At 68.1% G+C, this 24,041-nt stretch carries 17 protein-coding genes and 1 tRNA gene; 14 read left to right on the top strand and 4 right to left on the bottom strand.

The features are described from left to right. The first annotated feature begins 710 nt into the window (after window positions 1–710). The 5 genes from GEV43_RS12105 to GEV43_RS12085 all read left to right on the top strand — a co-directional run bounded on the left by GEV43_RS12105 (window position 711) and on the right by GEV43_RS12085 (window position 9,252). Window positions 711–1,583, top strand: a complete 873-nt coding sequence (locus GEV43_RS12105) for a helix-turn-helix transcriptional regulator (RefSeq protein WP_160820777.1) — start codon at window positions 711–713, stop codon at window positions 1,581–1,583. A gap of 253 nt (window positions 1,584–1,836) precedes the next feature. Next, complete coding sequence (locus tag GEV43_RS12100; RefSeq protein ID WP_160820776.1) at window positions 1,837–2,049, top strand: DUF397 domain-containing protein; 213 nt, start codon at window positions 1,837–1,839, stop codon at window positions 2,047–2,049. A gap of 326 nt (window positions 2,050–2,375) precedes the next feature. Continuing rightward, entirely contained in the window at window positions 2,376–3,371 is a 996-nt protein-coding gene (locus GEV43_RS12095; protein ID WP_160820775.1) for a triacylglycerol lipase, read from the top strand. Between the two features lie 394 nt (window positions 3,372–3,765). Next, window positions 3,766–6,669: an FAD-binding and (Fe-S)-binding domain-containing protein gene (locus GEV43_RS12090; RefSeq protein ID WP_206681140.1), complete on the top strand. Its 2,904-nt coding sequence runs from the start codon at window positions 3,766–3,768 to the stop codon at window positions 6,667–6,669. Between the two features lie 1,047 nt (window positions 6,670–7,716). Then, window positions 7,717–9,252 carry an alpha/beta hydrolase gene (locus GEV43_RS12085; RefSeq protein ID WP_206681139.1) on the top strand — a complete coding sequence of 512 codons (1,536 nt, stop codon included), beginning with the start codon at window positions 7,717–7,719 and terminating at the stop codon, window positions 9,250–9,252. 39 nt (window positions 9,253–9,291) lie between these two features. Here the strand turns inward: GEV43_RS12085 and GEV43_RS12080 are convergent, their stop codons facing one another. Continuing rightward, window positions 9,292–10,122: a maleylpyruvate isomerase family mycothiol-dependent enzyme gene (locus tag GEV43_RS12080; RefSeq protein WP_160820773.1), complete on the bottom strand. Its 831-nt coding sequence runs from the start codon at window positions 10,120–10,122 to the stop codon at window positions 9,292–9,294. A 215-nt stretch (window positions 10,123–10,337) separates the two neighbouring features. On the opposite strand from GEV43_RS12080, the gene GEV43_RS12075 reads away from it, so the two are divergent. The 3 genes from GEV43_RS12075 to GEV43_RS12065 all read left to right on the top strand — a co-directional run bounded on the left by GEV43_RS12075 (window position 10,338) and on the right by GEV43_RS12065 (window position 13,089). Beyond that, window positions 10,338–11,555 carry a cytochrome P450 gene (locus tag GEV43_RS12075; RefSeq protein WP_160820772.1) on the top strand — a complete coding sequence of 406 codons (1,218 nt, stop codon included), beginning with the start codon at window positions 10,338–10,340 and terminating at the stop codon, window positions 11,553–11,555. Between the two features lie 43 nt (window positions 11,556–11,598). Next, window positions 11,599–13,005, top strand: coding sequence for a hypothetical protein (locus GEV43_RS12070; RefSeq protein ID WP_160820771.1), 1,407 nt, complete (start codon window positions 11,599–11,601; stop codon window positions 13,003–13,005). Window positions 13,006–13,015: 10 nt separating this feature from the next. Continuing rightward, window positions 13,016–13,089: transfer RNA gene (locus tag GEV43_RS12065), tRNA-Gln, on the top strand. Between the two features lie 11 nt (window positions 13,090–13,100). Here the strand turns inward: GEV43_RS12065 and GEV43_RS12060 are convergent. Both GEV43_RS12060 and GEV43_RS12055 read right to left on the bottom strand, forming a co-directional pair. Beyond that, window positions 13,101–13,724, bottom strand: a complete 624-nt coding sequence (locus GEV43_RS12060; RefSeq protein WP_160820770.1) for an alpha-ketoglutarate-dependent dioxygenase AlkB — start codon at window positions 13,722–13,724, stop codon at window positions 13,101–13,103. A gap of 37 nt (window positions 13,725–13,761) precedes the next feature. Then, on the bottom strand, window positions 13,762–14,385 hold the full coding sequence (locus tag GEV43_RS12055) for a L,D-transpeptidase family protein (protein ID WP_309239599.1): 624 nt from the start codon (window positions 14,383–14,385) through the stop codon (window positions 13,762–13,764). 218 nt (window positions 14,386–14,603) lie between these two features. Between GEV43_RS12055 and GEV43_RS12050 the strand changes: the two genes are divergently transcribed. The 5 genes from GEV43_RS12050 to GEV43_RS12030 all read left to right on the top strand — a co-directional run bounded on the left by GEV43_RS12050 (window position 14,604) and on the right by GEV43_RS12030 (window position 21,784). Further along, window positions 14,604–17,714: a DUF3427 domain-containing protein gene (locus GEV43_RS12050; RefSeq protein WP_160820769.1), complete on the top strand. Its 3,111-nt coding sequence runs from the start codon at window positions 14,604–14,606 to the stop codon at window positions 17,712–17,714. A 139-nt stretch (window positions 17,715–17,853) separates the two neighbouring features. Continuing rightward, the gene (locus GEV43_RS12045) at window positions 17,854–18,213 is read left to right on the top strand and encodes a hypothetical protein (protein WP_160820768.1); all 360 of its coding nucleotides are present in this window, start codon (window positions 17,854–17,856) and stop codon (window positions 18,211–18,213) included. Beyond that, window positions 18,210–19,862, top strand: coding sequence for a YDG/SRA domain-containing protein (locus tag GEV43_RS54805; RefSeq protein WP_160820767.1), 1,653 nt, complete (start codon window positions 18,210–18,212; stop codon window positions 19,860–19,862). The genes GEV43_RS12045 and GEV43_RS54805 overlap by 4 nt, the downstream gene beginning before the upstream one ends. 170 nt (window positions 19,863–20,032) lie before the next feature. Next, window positions 20,033–20,698, top strand: a complete 666-nt coding sequence (locus GEV43_RS12035; protein ID WP_160820766.1) for a hypothetical protein — start codon at window positions 20,033–20,035, stop codon at window positions 20,696–20,698. Continuing rightward, entirely contained in the window at window positions 20,699–21,784 is a 1,086-nt protein-coding gene (locus tag GEV43_RS12030) for an XRE family transcriptional regulator (protein ID WP_160820765.1), read from the top strand. A gap of 73 nt (window positions 21,785–21,857) precedes the next feature. Here GEV43_RS12030 and GEV43_RS12025 read toward each other — a convergent pair whose 3' ends face one another. Beyond that, window positions 21,858–22,427 (bottom strand): pentapeptide repeat-containing protein, encoded by a 570-nt coding sequence (locus GEV43_RS12025; protein WP_309239598.1) that lies wholly within the window; start codon window positions 22,425–22,427, stop codon window positions 21,858–21,860. Between the two features lie 300 nt (window positions 22,428–22,727). On the opposite strand from GEV43_RS12025, the gene GEV43_RS12020 reads away from it, so the two are divergent. Next, window positions 22,728–23,873: an MFS transporter gene (locus tag GEV43_RS12020; protein ID WP_160820764.1), complete on the top strand. Its 1,146-nt coding sequence runs from the start codon at window positions 22,728–22,730 to the stop codon at window positions 23,871–23,873. Window positions 23,874–24,041 lie beyond the last annotated feature (168 nt).

Genomic DNA, 24,041 nt, shown 5'->3' with positions numbered 1-24,041 from the left:
TGACGAGAACCCCAAGTCGAGTAACACGTCTTCCGTCGCCTCGTCCGTTCTCATGGCGGGGGTCTGCGGGATCGGATCGTTCGCAGCGGGAAGTCGTATCGCCTATGGCCTGGACGGCGTGATCGCGGTTAGACTGGGGGAAACCGTTGGGGATGTTTCGCCTGGTCAGAGCGGTGCTCCGGCGATGTCGCAGCGCAGCTCCGAGGGCCGGGTGAACGCGTCCCCGGTGGTCCCGAGAGAGCCGCTCCCGCTTTTCGCCGATCCTCCTGGCTCGCGACCCGATGATCGGCGGGAAGTGGGGGCGGTTCGGTTTATGCGTGCCCTGGTGTACGAGTGTCGGAATCCGTTTTTCGACCTCCTGATCGGTGGATCCGCCGCCGGGGAGTGCCGTCGCCCCTGTGTGCCGCCTCCTGTGCCGCCTCGCTCCTCACCCAGCGTGGAGATCCTGCTGTCTTCAGCTAGCAGGTTGCCCTATGTCGGCACGATCCCTGCTAATCTGCTACCTAGCACGCTACAACATAGTCCGCCGACATGCAGCACCCTGCCAGCTCGATCTGGAGTGTCCGGCGACGCAGCGGGGGTTTGGAGACGGTAGGTGAGATCCGTTGCCCGGAGGTACGTGCCGGTGTGGCGTCACGTACTCCGCCGGGTCCCGGACTGCCATGTAGCAGATGTGTTCCTAGCACCTACTACACAGAGTGAGCGAACCTATGGCCAGTGATCAGGGGCCGGTCGTGCAGAGCGCGCTGCTGCGCACCGAGCTCGTCAGGCTGCGCAAGGAGAAGGGTCTGACGCAGGAGCAGGTCGCGCGGCAGCTCGAATGGTCCCCGTCGAAGCTGATCCGGGTCGAGGGCGGCAAGAACGCCATCACGCGCACCGACCTCCAGGCGCTCCTGACCACCTACGACGTCACCTCCGAGAGCCGGCAGGACGCGCTCCAGGCGCTGGCCCGCGGCGCCCGCGAGCCCGCCTGGTGGAGCGCCTACAAGGGCGAGTTCGACGACGTGTTCCTGAGCTTCGTGGGGTACGCGGCGGGCGCCTCGATCATCCGGCACTTCCACGGCGCGGTCGTCCCGGGGCTGCTCCAGACCCCCGAGTACGCCGAGGTGCTCAACACGGGCATGGTCAGCCAGACCGGCCAGGCCCTCGGGGTGAAGCTGCGGCTCCAGCGCCAGCGCGAGCTCGCCAAGCGCCAGGACCCGCCGCGGCAGTACTACATCGTCGACGAGGCCGTGGTCCGCCGGCACGTCGGCATCCTGGTCGATCCCGCGATCATGCCCAACCAGCTCCGGCACATCGCCGACTCCGCCGACGCCGACGACAACCTCACCGTCCGGGTCATCCCGTTCAACGCGGGGGCGCACCTCGGCCTGCAGGGCCCGTTCACGCTGCTGGAGTTCGACGGCGGGCTCAGCGACGTCCTCTACCTGGAGGGCCGGCCGGGCGCCAGCATGATGGTCACGGGCGACGACGAGCGGATCGCCGAGTACCGCGACAGCTTCGAGTCGCTGCTGGAGCAGGCCCTCCCCGCCGACAGGTCGATCGAGCTGATCCGGCAGGCGGCCGAGGACCTGATGGCCTGACCGGCTCCCACCGTTCACGTTTCCGGAGGTGACAGCCCGATCGGGCACCCATAAGGCGACCGGCCCGCATAAGCACAGAGCGTGATCTTGTGTTCCCGTGTAGGCGGAAGAACTGGAACCGTTTACACTCGTGATCGGGAAATTTTCCACAAGGTCGTGGTTAGTTGTGCCCTGCTGAGCTCCCGCCAGGTGGGTTTCTTGTCCGATCGTTCGGTACGACGCGGCCCGCCGGCACTGGATGGAGGGTCGCTGGATGATCTATCGGTCGAATCGGGGGACGGCGCCGACCTGGCGCAAGAGCAGCGCGAGCCAGTCGGCGGACGAATGCGTGGAGGTGGCCGCGCTGGGGCCGTCGGTGCTGATCCGCGACTCGCGCGATCACGCCGCCGGCACGCTCGCCCTCGATTACGCACAGTGGAACGCGCTCCTGCGCGGTATCCGCAACGGTGACCTGGAGCGCCGCTGAGTCGCACCTGACTCGGCTTTCGTGTTCCGAGTGGGAATGGCGGTCGACGCCATCCCGACCACCCCAACCCAATCCGCCCCGCACCGACGACCCGCCTCCCCGCCCCGGCCCTCGCCGCCTCCCCGCGCAGTTCGCCTCCTTTGGTGACGCCTCGCGGAAGGCGGCGGGGTCCGCCTGCGTCAATGCGGTCACTTTCGGCGATAGTCTCATCGCTCTCCGTCCAACCCCTTGCTCCTTATTGGATTCCGGGTCTAAGGTCAGCTCGCCCGTGAAGCAAGTGAGCGCTTGCGGGCCCTGTGCGACGGAACGGACCCCTGGAGGTCGGCATGGCCGGTGAGCTGCGACGATCACGTGAGGCGCGGGAGCGCTCGGCGTTCCGGATCCGGCGGCGGCTCGCGGCGGCCGGAGTCGCGCTCGGCCTCGGCGCGTCCGCGCTGGCCGGGGCCGCGGCCGTGCAGGCGCCCGCGCACGCCGAGACGCCGAAGTACCCGGTCGGCAACGTCGGCACCGCGTTGCAGAACTTCCTCACCAGCCCCGACAAGGTGGCGGGCGCGAACGACTGGTCGTGCAGGCCGAGCGCCGAGCATCCGACGCCGGTGGTGCTGACGCACGCGACGGGCGTCAACCTGGGCGCGAACTGGGCCGTCCTGTCGCCGATGCTCGCGAACGCGGGCTACTGCGTCTACGCGTTCAACTACGGCATGGCGCCGATCTCGGCCGACCGGGTCGGCGGCCTGGGCGACATCCCGACGTCGGCGAAGGTGATGAGCGCGTTCGTCGACAAGGTGCTGGACGCGACGGGGGCGTCCAAGGTCGATGTCGTAGGCCACTCGCAGGGCGGCATGATGCCCGGCTACTACATCAAGCGGCTCGGCGGCGCGGCCAAGGTGCGGACGTTCGTCGCGCTCGCGCCCAGCAACCACGGCACGACGCTCCTCGGCCTGGTCAACCTGGGGCGGCAGCTCAACCTGCTGGGATTCGTCAACCAGGGGTTCCAGGCCGTCGGGACGCCGTCGCTGGTGCAGCAGCAGGAAGGCTCGGACTTCCAGAAAGCGCTGTTCGCGGACGGCGACACGGCGCCGGGCCCGCGGTACGTGGTGATCGAGACGAAGAACGACCTGGTGGTCACGCCGTACACCAACGCGTTCCTCAAGGGCCCGAACGCCACCAACATCCTCGTCCAGGACCAGTGCCCGAAGGACTACGTGGGCCATGTCGGAATGTTCAACGACAGCCCCGTACTCCAGAACGTCATGAACGAGCTCGGACCCCGACGGCCCGGATTCGCGCCGACCTGCACCGACTACGGCCTCCCAGTCTGAACGCCGACCGCCCCGGGACGCCGGGCCCCGGGGCGCCGGAGCCCGGGGCGGCGGGGCACCGCGGCTGCGGCTGCGGCCTGCGGGCGCGGTGATCGGGGGCGGCGCGGGCGGCGGGGCGCTGCGGCGGCGTAGCGCCGCGGGCGGTGGGTGCTGCGGCGGCATAGCGGTGCGGGCGGGGTGTGGCGGCGGCGCGGCTGCGGGACTGCGGGCGCGGTGACTGGGGTGGCGCGGGCGGGGTGGCGCGGGCGGCGGGTGCTGCGGCGGCGTAGCGACGGGGTGCTGCGGCGGCGGGGCGGCGCGGGCGGCGAGGAGCTGCGGCGGCGTAGCGGTGCGGGCGGCGGGTGCTGCGGTGGTGGGGCGGGGTAGCGGGGCGGCGCGGGCCTACGCTGGGGGCGTGCCTGATCGCGCTCGCCGGCTGGACGCCGCGCTCCCTGGGGTGTTCCGCACCGATCTGACCGTCCGCACCGCGTACTCGTCCGACGCGTCGATCTACCGCCGCGTCCCGGTCGCGGTCGCCGAGCCGCGGTCGGCGGACGACCTCGCGCGCGTGCTCGAACTCGCGGCGGACGAAGGGCTGCCGGTGACGATGCGCGGCGGCGGGACGTCCATCGCGGGCAACTCCGTCGGCTCCGGGATCGTCGTCGACACCTCGCGGCACCTGCGCCGGATCCGTTCGATCGACCCGGGCGCGCGGACCGCCGTCGTGGAGCCGGGCGTCGTGCTGGACGACCTGCGCGCCGCCGCCGGACGGTACGGGCTGACGTTCGGGCCCGACCCGTCCAGCCACTCGCGGTGCACGCTCGGCGGGATGATCGGCAACAACGCCTGCGGGTCGCACAGCGTGGCGTGGGGCGTCACCGCCGGCAACGTCGAGGCGCTGCGCGTCCTGCTTCCCGGCGGACGCGAGCTGAACGCGGAGCGCGGCACGTCCGGCGACGCGCGGATCGACGCGGAACTCGCCAGGCTGCGGGACGCGCACCTCGGGCCGTTGCGCACGGAACTCGGCAGGTTCAGCAGGCAGGTGTCCGGCTACGGGCTGCACCACCTGCTCCCCGAGAACGGCTTCCACGTCGCCAAGGCGCTCGTCGGCGCGGAGGGCACCTGCGGCCTCGTCACCGAAGCGACCGTCCGCCTGGTGCCGGTGCCTGCGGCGCGCGCGCTCGCCGTCCTCGGATTCCCGGACGTGTACGTCGCGGCGGAGGTCGCGCCGTTCGCCGCGCGCACCGGCGCGCTGACCGTGGAGGGCATGGCGTCCGACCTGCTCACCGCGCTGCGCACCCAGCCCGGACGGACGGACGCCGGGGCCGACCTCCCGCCCGGCGGCGGCTGGCTGTACTGCGAGGTCGGCGGCGACACCCCGGCCGCCGCCCGCGACGCCGCGCACGCCCTCGCCGAGTCCGTGCGCGAACGCGTCCCCGAGACGACCTCCGTCGTGGTGGACGACCCCGCGCGCATGCGGGCGCTGTGGTGGATCCGCGAAGCGGGATCCGGCATCGTGACGCGGCTCCCGGACGGCGGCGAGGCGTGGCCCGGCTGGGAGGACTCCGCAGTCCCTGCCGAACGGCTCGCGGGATACCTGCGCGACCTGTACGGGCTGATGGGTGAGCACGGGCTGCGCGGCGTTCCGTACGGGCACTTCGGCGAAGGCTGCCTGCACCTGCGCGTCAACTGGGCGTTGCAAGAGAAGAGCGGCGTCGTCGGCTACCGGGATTTCATCACGGCGGCTGCGCGCCTCGTCGTCGCGCACGGCGGATCGGTGTCGGGAGAGCATGGCGACGGACGGGCGCGTTCGGAACTGCTGACGGAGATGTACTCGCCAGACCTGCTCGGCGCCTTCCGGGCGTTCAAAAACGTCTTCGACCCCGAACGCCGTCTCAATCCCGGCGTCATCGTCGATCCCGCGCCGCTGGACGCCGACCTCCGTCCCGGGCCCGGACGCGACGCGCTCGCGCTCACCCCCGTACACGCCCTGACCCGCGACCACGGGTCGTTCACCGCGGCAGTGCACCGGTGCGTGGGTGTCGGCGCCTGCCGCAACCTGGAGACGGGCTCCATGTGCCCGTCGTTCAAAGTCACGCGGGACGAGGTGCACTCCACGCGCGGGCGCGCGCGGGTGCTGGCCGAAATGCTGCGCGGGGAGACGTTGAAGGACGGCTGGCGTTCGGAGGAGGTACGGGACGCGCTCGACCTGTGCCTGTCATGCAAGGCGTGCGCAAGCGACTGCCCGGTGAACGTCGATATGGCCACCTACAAGGCCGAATTCCTCAACCGCCATTACGAACGGCGCGTCCGCCCCATGGCGCACTACTCGATGGGGTGGCTGCCGCTGTGGTCGCGCGTCGTGACGTCCGTCCCCGGCGCGGCCCGCACCGCCAACGCGGCGCTAGCGCTCGCCCCGGTCAGCGCACTCGTCAAACGCGCAGCAGGCATCGAACCACGCCGCCACATGATCCGCTTCGCCACCCCCTCCCTGAACGCCTGGCACCGCTCCCGCAGACGCGGCGGGGGCGGAGGGCCCGGCGGGCGCGGGGAACGCAAGCGGCGCGGCGGGTACGGGTACGGGGATGGGCGGCGGAAGACGGTCGTGCTCTGGCCCGACACGTTCACCAACTTTCACGAACCCGGTGTGGGGCGCGCCGCGGTCGAGGTGCTGGAGGCTCTCGGCCACCGGGTGCTGATCCCACCGGGCCGTGTCTGCTGCGGCCTGACCTGGCACTCCACCGGCCAGCTCGGCATGACGCGGCGCGTCCTGCGGCACACGCTCGACATCCTGCGTCCGGCGCTCGACGCCGGGCTGCCGATCGTCGGGCTCGAACCGTCCTGCACGGTCATGCTGCGCGACGAGGCGCGCGAACTGCTGCCGGACGACCCCCGCGCGCACGCGCTGGCCGCCGCCACCGTCACGTTCGCCGAGGTCGTCGCCGCGCACGAGGGCGACTGGCCGTTCGCGGCGGTGACCGCCGACGCCGTCGCGCAGGTTCACTGCCACCAGGAGGCCAAGGGTTCGTACGTCCCCGACCTCGCCGTGCTGGAACGCCTCGGCGTCCGCACCGACGTGATCGGCGCGGGCTGCTGCGGCCTCGCGGGCAACTTTGGCTTCGAGCGCGGCCACTGGGACGTCTCGCAGGGCTGCGCCGAGCGCGAGCTCTACCCGAAGGTGCGCGAGGCGGACGGCGCGCTCGTCCTCGCGGACGGCTTCTCCTGCCGTACGCAGATCGCGCAGGGCACCGAACGCCGCGCGCTCCACCTCGCCGAGGTGCTGCGCGATGCCCTCCGCCCGCCCGGGGCGGCCGGCTGATCCGCGGGTGGGCGTTCCACCGGCCGCGCGCGCCGGACGGGCGGAGGGCGCGTCCTCCGACGGGGTGACGGGCCACCACCGGAGAACAGCCGCCTCCAGAGGTCTACGGGCCCTCCGGAGGACAAGAAACGATCATGCCCCCTCCACCCTCACCACCCAACTCCGGGGCACCCCCAACGCCGGAACGTCCACCCGCCGCCGCCCCGCCGAGCGCCGTTCAACTCCCTATGAGAACGTCTGGCCACCCTGAATTCCCGCTCGCGTGTCTGCTTTGGGGCCTGTATGCCTCGTGCGCTGAGGGCGGGCCTCCGGCGGCACTGATCCGTCCGCGCGTGTCTGCGTCCGAGCGGCGCTTACCTCCTAGCGAGGGGCGTCCGCGCGGTACCGCTCCGTTCTCGCGCGTCCGCTTAGGGGCGTGCCCTCTCGTGCCCGAGGGCGGGCGTCCAAAGCACACCGTTCCGTTAGCGCGTTCCGTCACCGCCCATCCGCTCGCGGTCCGTACGCCTCTGTCGAAGCGGGTGTCGGGCGGGTGTGCGGAGCGGACCCTGAGGCGACCCTGAACGCACCCTGGGCCGTCCCTGAGCACTCCGGATTCGTGGCGTTCGCGGGCTTAGCGTGATCAGCGTGGGCGGCGCAGGACGATCGGTTCCGCGACGGGGCGCACTGCCGCGCGGGTCCCGTCGTTCGCCGCACCGGCCTTAATGAGGGGCGTGCGGCGCTTCGACGGGTGGGCCGCCCGCATGACGTGCTCTCACGGAACCGTCCGACGAAAGGACGACTTTCATGTCCGGAAACCAGACGCCCCCCGGTCTCCCCGGTGCTCGTCCCTCCGATCCCGGTCTCTCGTCCGCTGAGGCGACGGCGCGGGAGGGCTCGGAGCGGAGCGTGCGGTCGGCGCGTTGGGTGCGGAACGCACGGCGGGTACGGAACGTGCGGCAGGCACGGGGTGCGGAACCTGTGCGGGGTGCGGGGCGGGGGCGGAGCTTGTGGCGGGGGCGTGGGGACGGGGCGGGGCCGGTGGGGCCGGTGGTTGGCGGGGTGCGGCGGGTGGCTGGGGCGGCGCTCGCTGTGGGGGCCGCGTGCGCGATCGCCGGAACGAGTCTCGCGGTGCTGAGCGGGCCCGCGTTCGGCACCACGCCGACCTTCACACCGGCCTCCAAGGGCATCGTCTGGAAGGCGTGCGCGAACGGCGCGGAGTGCGCGTCGTTGCGCCTGCCCGTCGACTGGGCGCGTCCGAACGGGCCGAAGTTCGGCCTGGCGCTCGCCCGCCGCAAGGCCGCCGACCCGAACGCCCGCGCCGGAACGATGGTGTTCGGACCGGGCGGGCCGGGGGACTCCGGCGTCGTCCGGGTGATCGACGGGATCAGCCGGTTCAGTCCGGAGGTGCGCAGGCGGTTCGACATCGTCAGCTTCGATCCGCGCGGCGTTGGCCTTAGCAACCCCGTGACGTGCTCCTCCGCGCTGCTTGCCCGCCGTCCGTCGCCGCTGATGAAGAGCCAGGCCGACTTCAACGCGACCCTCGCGTACAACCAAAGGCTGCGCGACGACTGCCGGGCGCGTACGGGCCCGCTGTTCGACCACGCCGACACGCTCAGCATGGTGCACGACCTGGACGCGATCCGCGCCGCGCTGGGCGACGGCAGGCTGACGTACCACGGCAGTTCGTACGGGACGCTGCTCGGCGAGCAGTACGCCGAGACGTACCCGCAGCGCGTGCGCGCGATGGTGCTGGAAAGCGTGGTCGACCACAGCGTGCGCGGTGCCCGGCGGTTCCTTGAGCTACAGGGCATTGCGGCGCAGGACGCGTTCGACCAGTTCGTTGCCTGGTGCGGCCGTACGGAGGGGTGCGCGCTGCACGGCCGCGAGGTGCGTGCCCTGTTCGCGGACCTCCGCGCCCAGGCCGAACGCGGCGAACTCCTCGATAACAAGAATCCCGGCGCCAAGCTCCCTGCCGTCCCTCTTGTCCACAGGGTGTGGAAAAACCTTTACGGCCCCGAGTGGGCAGAGACGGCGAACGACCTGGCAGCCCTGGAAAAGCTCAACTCACCACGCGCGCCGTCGGGGACGACTCCCGCGCACGGGCTTCCCCAGCCTCCCGCGTCCGGAAACGCCACCACCACACCCGCTCCCGTGCAGGGAAAGGCGGCGAAGACGGAGGCCGATCCGTTCGCTGCGATCTTCTGCTCGGACTGGGGGCTGCCCGCGCGCGACTACCGGGAGTACGCGAGCCTGACGCGGACCATGGCGAAGGTGGCGCCCGACCTGCCGTACACCCGGCCGCTGCTCGCCGTCGCGGGCTGCCTGGGCACCCCGCGTCCCGTCAGCAACCCGCAGCACCGGCTGAAGGTGCGGGGCAGCGCCCCGATCCTGCTGACGAACGGGCTGCACGACCCGGCCAGCGGCTACGCCTGGGCGACGAACGTGACGCGGCAGCTCGGCCGCACAGGAACGCTGCTCACGTACGCGGGGTCCGGCCATGGCAGCACGTTCCGCGGTCCCTGCATGGTGAACGCCACGGACCGTTATCTGCTCACTCTCACCCTCCCTCCGCGCGGAGCCCGTTGCCCCGCCGTAGACGAGTAACCAACCGCACCGCTCGGCGCACCTTTCCTCTCCTGGCGTTCAGTAGAGGAAAGGCGGGCTCGGCGGCGGTTTTCCGTCTTCAGTGCTGAGCGCGCTGCCGTCCGTACGGCCCATCAGCCAGGCGAGGAGCTCCGTCTGAGGGCCGCTGACCACGGGGACGTCGGCCTCCGGCGTCAGTTCGTACCGCGCGTCCGTGTCGGTCGCGTGCAGGTGCAGACGCATTCCCGCCGCGTAGTAGCCCGACGCCGCCTTTCCCTTGCGCCGCGCGAACTCGTCGTCCACCTCCCACGTCCCGCGCGCGGCCGTTCGCCGATTTCCCGCGGCCTTTTCCGTCGGCCGCGGTCTCCGCTTGGCGAACGCCGCGACCGCCCGTCCCAGCATGTCGGTGACGAAGTCGGCGGGCCAATCGCTCGGACGGAACGCGCCGCGCAGATCGACGTGATGGACGAGAACCTCGCAGAGCCGAGCATCTGCGGCTCGTTCCGCCGGGTATTCGGCCCCGGACGTCCACCGGACAATGCGTTCCCATGCGTCGGACGGCATCCGGCGGTATGCGTCCGAGAACCGTTGGGCGCTTTGCCGTACGTCCGCCAGCAACGCCGCCCGGCCGCGTCCGGCGCCCTCCTCGATCTCCGCCGCCCGCGCCTCCATGCTCGGGTACTCGTACGACTCCACCCCCGTACGCGCCCAGTCCAGCAGCCGCGTACCGCCGTCGGCGTTGCGCGCCACATGCGTCAGCACATGCCCCCGCGTCCACCCTGGAAGCAGCGACGCCTCCCGCAACTCCGCCTCCTGGAACCCGGCCGCGGTGGCCAGCAGGCCCTCCGTCGCCGCGACGATCTTCTCCAGCTCCGCATCCGGCTCGAACATCCCTCCATCCTCCACCGCGTTCCGTGCCTTGCCCGGCCGGCGTCACGGACTGCCTCGTCCCCCTCCGTCCTCCGCCGCGTTCTGTGAACAGCCCCGCCGGCGTGATGGACTTCCTCCTCCCTCCGTCCTCCGCCGCGTTCAGGCGGTAATCGGGCTATCGGTGCGAAACCGGGCCGGGTTAAGGTGCGGTCAACCGGTGCGCGAAGGGTGATCACATGGCCTTGGGCGACGTCTACGACCCGCTGGGAACCCACCTCGACGACCCGTTCTCGTTCTACGCCCGCGCCCGCGAAGCCGAACCGCTGTTCTACTCGCCCGCCATAGACGCGTGGGTGGTGACCCGCCTCGACGACGTACGGAAAGTGCTGCGCGACGGCAAGACGTACAGCTCCGCCAACGCGCTCAAGCCGTTCCGCCCGTTCAACGACGAGGTCCTCGCCGAACTCGCGAAGGGCTATCCGCCGCGCGCCATGTTCATCACCATGGACGGCGAGGAGCACCGCCGCCTCCGCACGCCCGCGACCGCCGGCCTCTCCGCCGAACGCGTCGCCGCCGCCGAGCCGTTCATCACCGAACGCGCCACCGCCCTCCTCCCGGAACTCTCGGGTGAGCGCGTCGACTTCATGGCCGCCTACGCCAACCGGCTCCCGGTCGACGTCATCTGCCATCTCGTGGGCTTCCCCCTCTCCGAGAGCCAGGCCCTCGGCGACGACAGCCGCGCCGCCGCGTCCCTCTCCATGGGCCACCGCTTCAAGCGTCCCGGCGAGGAACTCGACGCGGCCCGCGCCTGGGTGCGCTTCCAGCGCCAGATCGCCCGCCAGATCAACGAGCACCGCCGCGAGCCCCGCGACGACATCATCGGCGACCTCCTCAAGGCGTACGCCCCAGGAGACGGCCCGCTGACCCCCACCCAGGAGGCCGATCTGGTCGGGCTCGTCTTCAGCGTCGCGCTTCCGGGCCACATCACCACGTCCGCCCTGCTGGGCAACGGCCTGCTACGCCTCCTCAACACCGGTCAGTGGAAGCTCCTCTGCGAACGCCCGGATCTCGCCCCGAACGCCGTCGAGGAAATCCTCCGCTACGACAGTCCGACCCACGTTTTCCTGCGCGTCACCACACGGGAGACGACTCTCGCCGGCCACACCCTCCCTCCCGGCACCGAACTTGCCGTCTGGCTGGTCAACCGCGACGAGACCGCCCCATCCCACCCGAACGACTTCGACATCACCCGCCCCGTCCAGCCCGGCCACATCGCCTTCGGCCACGGCGCCCACTTCTGCCCCGGCGCCGCCCTCGCCCGCCGCCAAGCCGAAATCTCGCTCCGCCTGATCTCCCAGCGCTACCCGTCTCTCCGCCTCACCCCAGGGCAACAGATCCAGTACCGCCCGTCCCTAGACCACCACGGCCCCGACACCCTCCTCATCGACACCTAAAACCGCTTTCGCCCCCTCTCGGCTTGCCCGCATCATGGTCGGCATGAGCGATCACGCCTCCGCGCTCACCGAACTCCACGCCTCCCTCGACCAGCGCCACCGTCCCGAAGAGATCGCCGATCTGATCCTCGCGACCGGCCGCCCCTTCACCCCCTCCGAACGGGCCCTCCTCGAACGCGCCGCGAGCCGTTCCGCCCGCCGGCTCGGTTACGTCACGTCCATGAACGAGACGTTCGCCCGGCCCATCGGCGCATCCCGCCAGCTAGCCACTCTCAACCACCTCTTCACCCCCGATCTCGCTCCCGTCCCCTCCGTCGACGCCGAATCGCCGGAGGCGGTCATGGCGGTCGCCGCCCGCGCCGGACGCGCGATCGGCTGGAACCCCGGCGAGGACGACTTCCTCAGCGACCGGCTGGATCGCGAGCAACGCCGCGCCGCCGGAATCGAGCTGTCGAAGCGCCAGTACAACCGGCGTTTCCGTGCGCTGCGCCACCTCGCGGCCAAGACCGAACGCCTCGCCGCCGAACAGGACAAGCGCCGCCTCGTCCTGCGCGGCCGTAGCGGCTTCGCCGACGCGATCACGCTCGGAAGCTTCCAGGCGGACCCCGACGCCGCCTGCTTCGTCGCGTACTACGTGGCCCGCCGCAACCTGCGGCGCGCGTACACCCTCTCCGGCCGCCAGAACGCGATCGACGAGATCGCCGAGATGCTCCTGTCCCGCTGCGGCGACGGCGCCGACTGGTGGATGATCGCCCAGGTCAACCCGTCACCCGGGATCCTCACACGCCTCACTGACATTCAGCGCGGCGAGCTGCTCGGCCGCTGGTCAGCGGCCATGCGGGAGTGCGCCGACCGGCTGGAGACGGTCTGGCGCGGCAACGACTTCGACCGCGAAGACATGATCGTTTTCCGCCGCGACGACTCGTCCACCTGGAACACGCTCGCGCAGGCGTACAACCGCGCCCGTTCCGCCTGGCTGTCCTGCCTCGCCGCCTCGGACGCCCTGGAACTGCTCGACGCAGCCTGCCCCGGAAAGGTGATGCGCCTCATGGCGTACGACCTCGTCCGCTGGCATCGCTCCATCGGCGGCGACGTCGACCCGGAGACCCGGGTCTGGGCGCGGCTTCCGTTCCCCTGGGACGTCCTCAACGGCCGCGCCCGCTGCACCCGCCGCACCGTTGAGATGGCCTGCCTGCGCGCGGGCATCAACGCCGGCCAGCGCGGCTGGACGGCCCCGCTCGGCCGCGCCGCCGTCGCCCCTTTCCAACCCACCCCCGAACTCGTGCACGGTGTGACCGTGGCCGACCCCGTATGGGCTTCCCTCCTCCGCACTGCGGGCGCGTTCAGTGGCAAACACGTCAAGCCGGAGCTCGCCGCCGCCGTACGCCATGCCTGCGCGACGGGAGTCGTCCCGGAAATCAGTGGCGACCCAGGCGCGGGCCCTTCATGATGGCCATGGCCTCGCTGTAGCTCAGTGGTAGAGCGCCCGGCTCTGACTTCCGGGTGGACGCCGGTTCGAGCCCGGTCAGCGAGGCCGCTCTCACATCAGCGGACGCCGCGGGGGCGGAACTGGATGCTGATGCGGGGGCCGATGGCCTTTCCGGACTTGGGGATGGCGTGTTCCCACGTGCGCTGGCAGCTTCCGCCCATCACGATGAGGTCGCCGTGGCCGAGGTCGTGCCGGAGTGTGGGGCCGCCCCCGCGCGGGCGCAGGAGCAGTGAGCGCGGTTCCCCTACGGAAACGATCGCGACCATCGTGTCGTGCGTCCGCCCACGGCCCGTACGGTCGCCGTGCCAGGCGACGCTGTCGCGGCCGTCGCGGTAGAGGCACAAACCCGCCGTACGGAACGGCTCGCCCAGTTCCGGCTCGTAATGCGCGTCGAGCGCGCATTTGGCCTCGTTCAGCACCGGATCGGGCAGCGGCTCGTCCTCGCCGTAGAACGCGAGCAGGCGCGGCACGTTCACGACCCGCTCGTACATCTGCCGGCTCTCGGCCCGCCACGGCACGACCTCGGCGAGCCGTTCGAAAAGGGCGTCGGCCCCCGCGATCCAGCCGCGCCTGATGTCGATCCAGGCCCCATGCGCCAACGGGGTTCGCACAGGGGTCAGCGAGCGGGGGCCGGACTCGTCGGAGCAGTCCAGCAGCGAGCCTTGGAACGCGCAGGTCATGCCTCCAACGTACCCGCCGAGTCAAACATACGTTCGATCAACGGACGTAGACGCGCATCCCCAGCGGAACGAGCTTGAACAGCAGGTTCGCCGTGTGCGGCATCGGAATCCGCGCGCACCCATGCGACGCGGGCGTCAGGGGCACGCTCGACAGCCCGTGCATGGCGATGCCGCCGTTGAAGTAGATCGGCTTGTAGAGGTTCCCGAGCGGGGCGTGCCGCCAGCCGTTGATTTTCCGGTACACCTTGAAATCCCCGGACGGCGTCTTGGCGACCGAGCAGGACCCCTTGTGGCAGTACCGCCTGCCCGACCCGGTCGACGTGTGCGTGATGAGCCGAACCCGTCCGCCCTTGTAGACGACCACGAGTTGCCGCTTCTTCGAGATCTCCACCCGGTCCGCAGGGGAGCTCTTGAGCTTGACGGGCGCCTTCGGACGTCCGAGCGCCCGCCAGGTGCGCGTCCCGATCGTCCCCGTGGGCTTGAGCCCGTTGACCTTCTGGAACGCCCACACCGCGTACCGCAGATCCTGCCCGTACCGCCCGTCGACCGCTCCCGGGTCGTAGTGCAGAGCCCGAAGCCGCGTCTGCACCACCTTGACCGACTTGCCTTTCGCCCCGTAGTGCAGCGTCGGCCGTCCAGCGGCCTCCGCACTGACCGGCACGGCCAACGAAGCAGCGGCCGCCAGGACAACAACAAGAATTCTCTTACGCAACCAGCACTCCCACCACTCGAAGGACCCTCCGCATCCTCCCGCCCCACCCCACCCCCCGAAAGACCAGTATCCAAACCGTTAACCACCCCCGCGTAGCTTCCAACGCCCCGAAGATTGATCGACTTCTACACGCCCAGGCGTCCGACGTCTCCCATACGGTTGGCCCCATGACTGAGCTTGCCCCCGGGGTTTTCGAGACCGTTGTGACCAACGAGATGCAGCGCCGGCTTCGTGCCGTCGAGGGAGACCTCGTGCATCGCGGGAGCCTGGAGTCGCTTGATGCAGAAGAGATGCTCGTTCGACACGTCGCACGACTCGTCCGTCGCGCGTTGAGGGTTGCGGGGGAAGACGGCGACAAGGACGAAATCGTGCAACGCCAGGTCGAGGCAGCCAACACGATCAGTGAGGCCATCATCGCCGCTGTGCCTGGTTCCGCGCTTCCGGATGACCTCCTCGCCCAGGATCACGATGTCCTGCTAGCCATCGCTTCAGGCCGGCAACCTGACGGCCAGGTGTTCTTCCCCCAGCGCCCGGAGATTCCGCTGTCATCTAGCGCGCTTTTGGTCAACGGACGAGAGCAGCCTCAGATCGGACGTGAGGTAGCTAAGGAACTAGCCTCCGCCGACCGCGTGGACCTCCTGTGCGCCTTCGTCAAGTGGCATGGCTTGCGACTGATCGAGAACCCGCTTCGCGAGTTCATCGGGCGCGGCGGCCAACTCCGCGTGATTACCACGACTTACATGGGCGCGACCGAGCTTCGTGCTGTCGAGCGGCTCGTCGACCTGGGTGCCGAGGTTGCTGTGTCTTACGACACTCGACGCACTCGCTTGCATGCCAAGGCATGGCTCTTCCGTCGTTCCTCTGGACTCGATACCGCTTACGTTGGTTCATCGAACCTGTCGCGCGCTGCCATGCTCGACGGGCTCGAGTGGAACGTCCGTCTGGCACAAGCCGAGCAGCCACATCTCACCGATACTTTTGCTGCGACGTTCGAGGAGTACTGGAACGATCCGTCGTTCGAGCGTTATGTTCCAGAGCGGGATCGGGAACGCCTAGAGAAGGCACTCGCCTCTGAGAACAAGGACGCTGTTGACCTGCCTCTACAAATCGCAAACATTGATGTCACGCCGTACCCTTACCAGCAAGAAATTTTGGACGAACTTCAAGCTGTTCGTGAGGTGCACAATCACTGGCGCAACCTTGTTGTCATGGCTACTGGCACTGGGAAAACAATCGTTGCAGCTCTAGATTACGAACGTTTGCGAGCGAAGAAGAGAGTTGAATCTCTACTCTTCGTTGCGCACCGCAAAGAAATCCTCGAGCAAAGCCTGGCTAGCTTCCGTACTGTCTTGCGTAACGGCGCATTTGGCGAGCTCCTAGTAGACGGCAGACGGCCACAAGAATGGCGTCACGTCTTCGCCTCTATCCAATCTCTTGCGCAGCTCCCAAGTCTCGAACCAGAGCACTTTGACATGGTCATCGTGGACGAGTTCCATCATGCGGCGGCGGCCTCCTACGGCAGATTTCTCGGACACGCAGAACCTCGTGTTCTTCTCGGACTCACCGCCACCCCGGAACGGACGGATGGTGAGTCGATCCTGCACTGGTTCGATGGCCAAAAACCTGACGTCGAACTGCGACTCTGGGAGGCCCTTGAACGTGCCCTCTTGGTGCCATTCCACTACTTTGGAATTCACGACGACAGCGATCTGAGCGGCATAACCTGGAAGAGGGGAGGCGGTTACGACGTTGAAGAGTTGACCAACCTCTACACCGGCTTGCATACGCGCGTAGACATGATCTGCCAGGCGCTAGAAGACAAGCTCACAAACGTGTCCTTGATGAAATCCGTAGGCTTCTGTGTGAGCATCAATCATGCGAACTTCATGGCCGACGAATTTAACCGCCGAGGTATCGCGGCGCGGGCTGTGACCTCACAGCTTAGCAGTCAAGACCGTAAGGCTGCTTTGCAAGATCTCAAGGACGGCTCAATCAAGGCGGTCTTCACCGTTGACCTCTTTAACGAGGGCGTAGACGTACCAGATATCAACACTATCCTCTTTTTGCGCCCTACCGAGAGTGCGGCAGTCTTCTTGCAGCAGTTGGGGCGCGGACTGAGGCTGACGCAAGACAAAGCAGTACTCACAGTGCTCGACTTTGTTGGCCATCAGAACAAGCACTTCCGGTTTGACAAGCGCTACACCGCGCTTACGGGCATTCCTCGTGGGCGCCTGGCTGACGAGGCCGAGGCCGGATTCCCAACTCTGCCGGCAGGCTGTTCCATTGATCTCGACCGAGAGGTTAGCAAGATTGTTCTGGAGAACATCAAGCGGTCGCTGGGCTTCAAAGTCAAGGAAGCGGTGGCCGAACTCAAGGAGATTGGTGATGTGGGTCTGGGTGAGTACCTCGACCAGAGCGGCCGAGAGCTAGAGGACCTCTATAGCGGCAGCCGCGGTGGCTGGGCACGCCTACGTCGCGAAGCTGGTTATGACACGCGTTCTATCGCCGACGAAGGGGATGATCTCGCAGTCGGTCGAGCGATTGGTCGTATGCTCCACATTGACGATCCTGAACGCCTGCATTTCCTCCGTGAAGCTCTTGCAGAACCTGAGCCGCCGAGGTGGAAGTCTGCTGATGCTCGACGCCGACGCCTGCTGGCCATGCTGCATGCATCACTGGACAGTAGCCGTTCTATCAGCGTGGTCGAGGAAAATCTTGCACGGCTATGGCGCAACTCGGGCCGGCGAGACGAGCTGATGGCTATAACGGATGTGCTCTTCGACCGCATCCACCGCGTGACTCCCGTCGTTCCCGAGGTGGCTCACCTACCGCTACACCTGCACGCGCGCTATAGCAAGGACGAGCTGCTGGCAGCGTTCGGCGTGGACAAGCCCCGCTCCTGGGTGCAAGGCATCCGTTGGGTGGAGCAAGAGAAAGCCGACCTGTTTATGGTGACTATCAACAAGTCAGGGAAAGGCTTCAAGCCTTCGACCATGTACAACGATCGGGCCATCAGTCCAACCCGCTTCCAGTGGGAGTCCCAGAGCGACACGGTCGAGAACTCACGTGATGGCCAGCGCTATATTCACCACGTCGAGCGAGGCTCTACGGTGCACCTGTTCATCAGGGAGACCAAGGCCGGAGCCCCGCCTTACCTCTACGCAGGCCCTATGACGTACGTGCGGCACGAGGGTGAGCGGCCCATGCGCATCGAGTGGGACTTGGCTCACCCCCTCCCTGCGGACGTGTTCCACTACGCCAAGGTGACCTCAGGCTGACCGGGGCCCCTACGCCCCAGGCGCCGAGATGCTCGAAGTGTCTGTTTTGTGCTGCTGCTTGTCGGGCTCCCTTGCTATCGTCAGCCCGAAGGCCGCGGTGGCTCTCGGTGCGCGCGTGGTTTGGGGAATGGAGGAAGCTGTGTCGGTTCTCATCTACATGAGCGGCTCGGGCGCTGAGGAAGAGCTGCGCTCCCTGCACGACTGGTTGTTGAACGAGCCCGACGTCCGGCGATACTCTCGCCTGTCGCTACGAACAGCTGAGGTGAAGCCGGGTGAGATGGGCGGCGCTCTCGAAGCCGTTCAAGTGATGTTCGAGGACAGCGCCACTCTGATGAACCTCCTCTTGGCATTCGCGGCGTGGCGTGGAACTCGTGGTCGCCGGCGTAACGAAGCGACCATCGCCGTCTTTGAGCGAGATGGCATCAAGGTGACCATTGAGAACGCGTCTCCCGAGGCCATCGAGGCTGCGGCCAAGGCGTTGAGGGCGGAAGAGTCGTGAGTTCGCCCGATCCGCAGAAGTCTCGCGCGGTCCTCATTGGCACGTCGAGATACCAACATCTTCCAAATCTCGAAGCGGTCACCAACAATTTGGTCGCGCTTCAACAGGGACTGTGTCAGGAAGACGTATGGGGCCTAGCGCCCCAGCACGTTCAAATCGTCGAGAATCCAATAAGTCAGTCGAAGATGCTGGACCCGCTACACGAGTCCGCCGAGGAAGCGCAGAGCGTGCTGCTCGTCTACTATGCGGGGCATGGAGTCATCAGTCGAAGCAGCGACCTTCTTCTCGGGTTGCCTGAGACTGACGATGATCCCTCGCGCAGCATCTACACTGCCGTCCCCTATAATTTGCTGCGGTCCGTCCTCATGGGAAGCCGTGCACAGTATCGAATTCTCATTCTGGATTGCTGCTTTAGCGGCCGGGCTGTTGGCGCGATGGGGACATCCAATGTTGCAGCAGCCGCGGAGACGGATGGGGCCTACATTATGGCCTCAGCTCCGCCGAACAAAGCGTCCCTGGCTCCCGAAGGTGCTCAGTTTACGGCTTTCACGGCGGAGTTGGTGGAACTGATTCAACAAGGAATCGAAGATGCAGGGCGCCACCTGACGCTTGATGAGATTTTCTCGGACATCAGGCAGTCCATGAGTCGGAAGAACCTGCCGCAGCCCTGGTGTCGCGATCACAACGACGCTGGAGCTCTACCCCTCCTCAAGAATCGTGCCGCCGTAAAAGCTGGACCACCTCCGGGATACGGCGAGATTCCGGGTGTGGAAGAAGGGGATATTTTTGCTTCTAGGAAAGAGTTGTCCTATCAACGGGTGCATAGACCACTTCAAGCGGGTATCTGTGGCCGGCATGCCGCGGGCGGGGCGGAATCCATCGTGGTCTCCGGCGGCTATAGCGATGACCATGACCTCGGAGATGTGATTATCTATACGGGTCACGGGGGACAGGATGACCGAGGACGTCAGGTTAGACCGCAAGACCCAAGTGACCCGGGCAATGCAGCCTTGATGGCCAATATTACAACACGCTACCCCGTTCGAGTAATCCGGGGTGCAGGTGGTGACCGCGATTATTCGCCTGCTGAGGGTTTCCGCTATGACGGCCTGTACTCGGTTGAAGAGTACTGGACTACCGAAGGCCAGGATGGGTTCCGGATCATCCAGTTCCGGCTTGAAAAGCTTCCTCAAGGTGAACAACCCGTGGTTCCGTCCAGTTCCATGGATCGTCGCGCCGGAATCAACCTGTCACACTGGGAGCCGGTGTCTGCTGGTATCTACATGAATCGCCGTCTCGCTGAGAAGGTGAAGCAGGCGCATGACTACGAATGTCAGATCTGTGGATACAGCATCCAGACGCCTGCCGGTTTTCGCTTCTCTCCTACTTTTCATTTGCAAAGCCTGGCCAGACCACACAAGGGTCCGGACATCCCGGAAAATATTCTCTGTGTTTGTCTGACGCATCGGGCGGAATTGGAGTTGGGGGTCATCACGATCGATGACGACCTGAGTGTCATCAATGAGAATGAAGGCATTCCCATCGCCACTCTATCGTTGTCTCCAAAGCATCGCGTAGGGCGCCAATACTTGCGCTACCACCGTGGCCTTTACCGTCGGCAAGGTGGGACCGGGCCTCATCACCCGTAGTAGCCCTCGGACTACAGCCTTGGTTTGGGATGTTGAGGTCCCGGGCACGTGGAATGGTCACCTGACGGTGTTGGCAGTCGCGGAGCCGCTTCACAATAGGTATCGAGGGTGGACGCGGTCCTGGCTGGCTTCGGGTCGGAATGTCGGTGGGGGTGGTTAGGGTTTGGGGGGTGGGTGAGGAGCGGGAAGCTTGGGGTGAGTTGCGGGCGGCGGGGGTCTTGCATGGGCTGGCTGAGGCTCATCGGGAGGCCACGCTCGCGGTGTTCGGGGCGCTGAGTCGGTCGGCCGGGTTCAAGGAGCGGTCGTTCGGGGTGACGGCGTTCGACGTGCTGGAGACGCAGCTCGACCGCGTGTTCCGGGTCGGGGAGAAGGGGGCGGTCGTTTCGCGGGACGACCTCAACGGGTCGCCGGGGTGGCGGTACGGGCCGTTCCGGGTGCTGTTGAAGCGGCACGAGTTCGGCGCCGTACGGGAGATCCGGTGGGATCGCGACAGTCCCACGAAGCAGTTCGTGGCGCGGCAGGGGTTCGCGGACGATCCGCAGTTGAGTCTGGACCTCGGGATCGACGTGGGCGACACGCCCGGGTTGGTGACCCTCGTTCTCGCGCACAGCGCGAGTGAGGAACCGCTGGAGATGGAGCTCTTCCTGGGGAGACCCAGGCTGAACGCCGATGGGGGATCGCCCTGGCACTGGGTGCGGCCGTTGAACGACGAGACGCTGGGACGTGATCCACGCCGTAAGCTCGTCGAGCGCACATTGCCGTTGTGGACCGACGATGAGGCCGACGTGCCGATGCGGCTCCGCGGGCAGCGAGAAACGAGCATTGAAACGGCCTAGGTGAACGACCGGATCTCCCAGAGGGTCGCCGAGGCACGGCTGCTGTTCGACTGCGAACGGCTGACGTTGGCGCGGCGGCTCCGAGGCCTGCGCAAGAACCAGCTCGCGCAGGCCGTGGGAACGACGCCGGGCAAGGTCGGGCAGTACGAGGCCGGAGTGCACCGGCCGTCGGAGCAGACGCTGTCGTTGCTGGCGATCGCGCTGGGCGTTCCGGTGGAGTTCTTTCAGGGAGGGCGCAGTCCCGTTGCGCTGGACAGCGCGCATTTCCGGTCGTTGAGGTCGACGACGCAGATCGAACGGGACCAGGCGCTCGCGTACGGGCGGATCGCTACGGACATCGTGGCGGCACTGGAGGCGTTGGTCGATTTTCCGGCCGCGGACCTGCCGGAGTACTCGGTGCCGCCGGACGAGATCGCCGGGCCGGGGCCGGTGGAGGCGGCGCGGCTCGCGCGTAAGGCGCTCGTCGGGGAGCCGGGGCCGGTCGCTCATGTGGTGCGTCTCCTGGAGAAGCACGGGGTCATCGTGCTGGTGCTTCCGCCCTCGACGGAACGCGTGGACGCTTTCAGCGTCGGGGCGCATCCGCGGCCGATGGTGTTGTTCAACCCGGCCAAGGGCGACTATTGGCGGAATCGGTTCGATGGGGCCCACGAGCTAGGGCACCTGGTGATGCACGCCGACGCGGAACCGGGGAGCAAGGTCACCGAAGACCAGGCACATCGGTTCGCCGCCGAGTTCCTGATGCCCGAGGCCGATATCGCGGACGCGCTGCCGGGTGAGGTCGATTGGGAACGGCTCGCGGAGCTGAAGGCGACGTGGGGCGTGAGCATCGCGGCGTTGCTCTACCGCGCGCGAACGCTTCGGATCATGAAGGAGTCCACGTACCGCAACGCGATGAGCTCCATGAGCACGCGGGGATGGCGGCGGCAGGAGCCGGGGGCCGCGAAGGCGCTGGAGCAGCCGACGATGCTCACGCGGGCGGTCGAGATCGTGGCCGGCGCGGGCATCGACAGGGACGGCCTCGCGGAGCGGGCGCGCGTGACCCGAGCCGATCTGGACTTGCTGGTCCCGGTCCGAACGTTCCGTTGAGCGGCGGCCCGCTGATCGCCGGGTCTATCTGGATACGGTTGCCGTTCGGGCTGTGGCTTCCTGGGGGCGCTGGTTAGGCGTCCTCGATGGTGATGCCCATTTCGGCGGTGAGGCTGGAGAGTAGGCCGGGGGCGTCGCCTGCGGCCACGATGACGCCGCGGAGGCTCTGGACGCCGCCGATTCCCCGCAGGTCGCAGCCTGTGAAACGGGCGCCGGCCATGTCGGCGCCGCTGAACTGGGCTCCGCTCAGGCGGCAGCGTTCGAAACGGACGTTGCGGAGGTCGGCCTTCTGGAACGTGGCGCCTTCGAGGTTGCAGTCCCGGAAAATCGTTCGGCGGAAGACGCTGAAGCGGAAACCGGCGAGATCGGCCCGGCACGAGTCGAAAAGCACGTCCTGGATGCCGCAGTCGGTGAACGCTGCGCCGGTGAGTCGGGATCCGTCGAACGCCGTTGTGAAGAGGCGGCTGTTGCTGAAACGGGCGTTGGCGAGGTCGCATTCGTTGAACGCGACGTCGTTGAGCGCTGCGCGCTGGAGCGTGATGGCCGACAGGCGTGTTCCGGTGAACGAGCAGCGTTCGAACTCGGTGTCCTCCGCGGTTCGTCCCACCAGGTCGGCGGGGCCGTAGGCGAGCGACAGGTACACGCCGTCATCAACGAGATCGTGCTCGCCGTCAGGGACGGCCGAGGCGAGTGATGCGGGGAGCTTGGGCGGCGTCGGGTCCTTGAGACGGGCTCTGGTGGCGTGTGCGCGCGGAGGCATGCGCCCGACCATATCGGCGCTCGGGAGGCGCGTTCGCCACTCTGCCGTTGCCCTCAGAACGGTCCGGGGAGGGGTGTTGCTGCGGCTTCGGGCGGGTGCTGGGCAGGGTGTGTGGGCTTGCTGTGATCGGGGCGGCACGGAATGTCAGAGGGGGCGCGTAGGTTCGGGGGCGTGTACGGGGAGGTGCCGCAGGCGGCGAAAGCGCTGGTCGGGGTGCGGGTGCTCAACCAGGTGGGGGCTTTCGCGCTGGCGTTCCTGGCCGTGCTCGCTGGGCCGGGGGCGGCGCCTGTGGTGCTGGCGGTGTTCGGGGTGGCGGCGCTGGTGTCGCGGTGGGGCGGCGGGGTGCTGCTCGATCGGCTGGCGCCCCGTTCGGTGATCGTGCTCGGGTTGGCGGCGACCGGAGCGGCGCTGGTCGGGCTCGCGTGCGCGCGGACGTCCGCGGAGCTCGTGGTGGCGACGGCGCTGGTCGGGCTGGCGTTCGAGATCTACGAGCCCGCGACGCAGGAGATGCTCGCGCGGGTCAGCGCGGGCGGTCGGCGAGAGGAGGCTTACCGGCTGCTGGGGACGTCGCTGGTCGCGGCGGGAGCGATAGGTGGGCTGATCGCGGCGGTGCTGCTGCCGTTGGGAGTGCGGTGGCTGCTGGCCGCGGACGCCGTGACGTGCGTCGCGGCCGCTGTGGTGGCCGCGTTCTTCCTGGAGAAGGGAGGTGGGCGAACGGTACGGGCGCGCGGACGGTGGCGGCCGACGCCGTTGCTGCTGCGGCTGACGCTGGCCGGGACGGCGTTCGCGTGCGGATACCTGGCCGTGATGATGTTCGTCCCGTTCCTGCTGCTGGAACGCGGGGCGCCCGGGTGGTTGCCCGGGGTGCTGCTGACGGCGGCTGCGTTGCTGGCTCCGTTGACCGCGCAGTTGGGGCGCGGAGCGCTGGGCCGAGCGTCGCACGTGGTGGTGCTGGCGGCCGGGACGGCGTTGCTCGGTGCGTTCGCGTTCCTGTTGGCGCTTGCGGGCGGTGTGGTGGTGACGGTGGTCGGCTACCTGGGGTGGGTGGCGGCCGACAGCCTTCTGCTGGGGCGCTGGCAGGCGTTGATCGCCGATGCGGCGCCTGAGGCGGACCGGCCGCGATGGTTCGCGTTCCACGGCTCGTCGTGGGGCATCGCCCAGCCGGCCGTTCCCGTGCTGGTGGGCGGCGCGGCGGGTGTGGCGGGCGGCACCGGAACGGCGGCCATGCTGGTCGGCGCTGTCGCGTTCATGCTGGTGCCACTCGCCATGGCAACGGGGGGAGGGCGGAGGGTGAAGGAATCGGAGACGGAGGAGGGAGCCGGCGTATGAGGTAGGCGTACGGCTGAACACCGGGGCCGTCGTGGGTGCGCTTGGCCGGGCGGACGTGCGCGCCGGTCGAGGGCAAGGCCAAAGGCCACAACCGTGAAGGGAGGGCGTGGCTCGTTCGGTACGGCGTAGCCAGGGCCAGCGAGGTACGTAGGGCTTGGTTTTGACGCG

The sequence above is a fragment of the Actinomadura sp. J1-007 genome (assembly GCF_009793335.1).
GTDB classification, from domain to species: Bacteria; Actinomycetota; Actinomycetes; order Streptosporangiales; family Streptosporangiaceae; genus Spirillospora; species Spirillospora yumaensis.
This window is presented reverse-complemented; position numbering and strand designations above follow the sequence as displayed.

What these genes read in the sequence shown, in the direction of transcription:
- GEV43_RS12075 (WP_160820772.1), top strand. Translation starts at nt 10,338, where the DNA reads ATGGCCTTGGGCGACGTCTACGACCCGCTGGGAACCCACCTCGACGAC.
- GEV43_RS12100 (WP_160820776.1), top strand. Translation starts at nt 1,837, where the DNA reads ATGATCTATCGGTCGAATCGGGGGACGGCGCCGACCTGGCGCAAGAGC.
- GEV43_RS12080 (WP_160820773.1), bottom strand. Translation starts at nt 10,122, where the DNA reads ATGTTCGAGCCGGATGCGGAGCTGGAGAAGATCGTCGCGGCGACGGAG.
- GEV43_RS12060 (WP_160820770.1), bottom strand. Translation starts at nt 13,724, where the DNA reads ATGACCTGCGCGTTCCAAGGCTCGCTGCTGGACTGCTCCGACGAGTCC.
- GEV43_RS12050 (WP_160820769.1), top strand. Translation starts at nt 14,604, where the DNA reads ATGACTGAGCTTGCCCCCGGGGTTTTCGAGACCGTTGTGACCAACGAG.
- GEV43_RS12105 (WP_160820777.1), top strand. Translation starts at nt 711, where the DNA reads ATGGCCAGTGATCAGGGGCCGGTCGTGCAGAGCGCGCTGCTGCGCACC.
- GEV43_RS12070 (WP_160820771.1), top strand. Translation starts at nt 11,599, where the DNA reads ATGAGCGATCACGCCTCCGCGCTCACCGAACTCCACGCCTCCCTCGAC.
- GEV43_RS12095 (WP_160820775.1), top strand. Translation starts at nt 2,376, where the DNA reads ATGGCCGGTGAGCTGCGACGATCACGTGAGGCGCGGGAGCGCTCGGCG.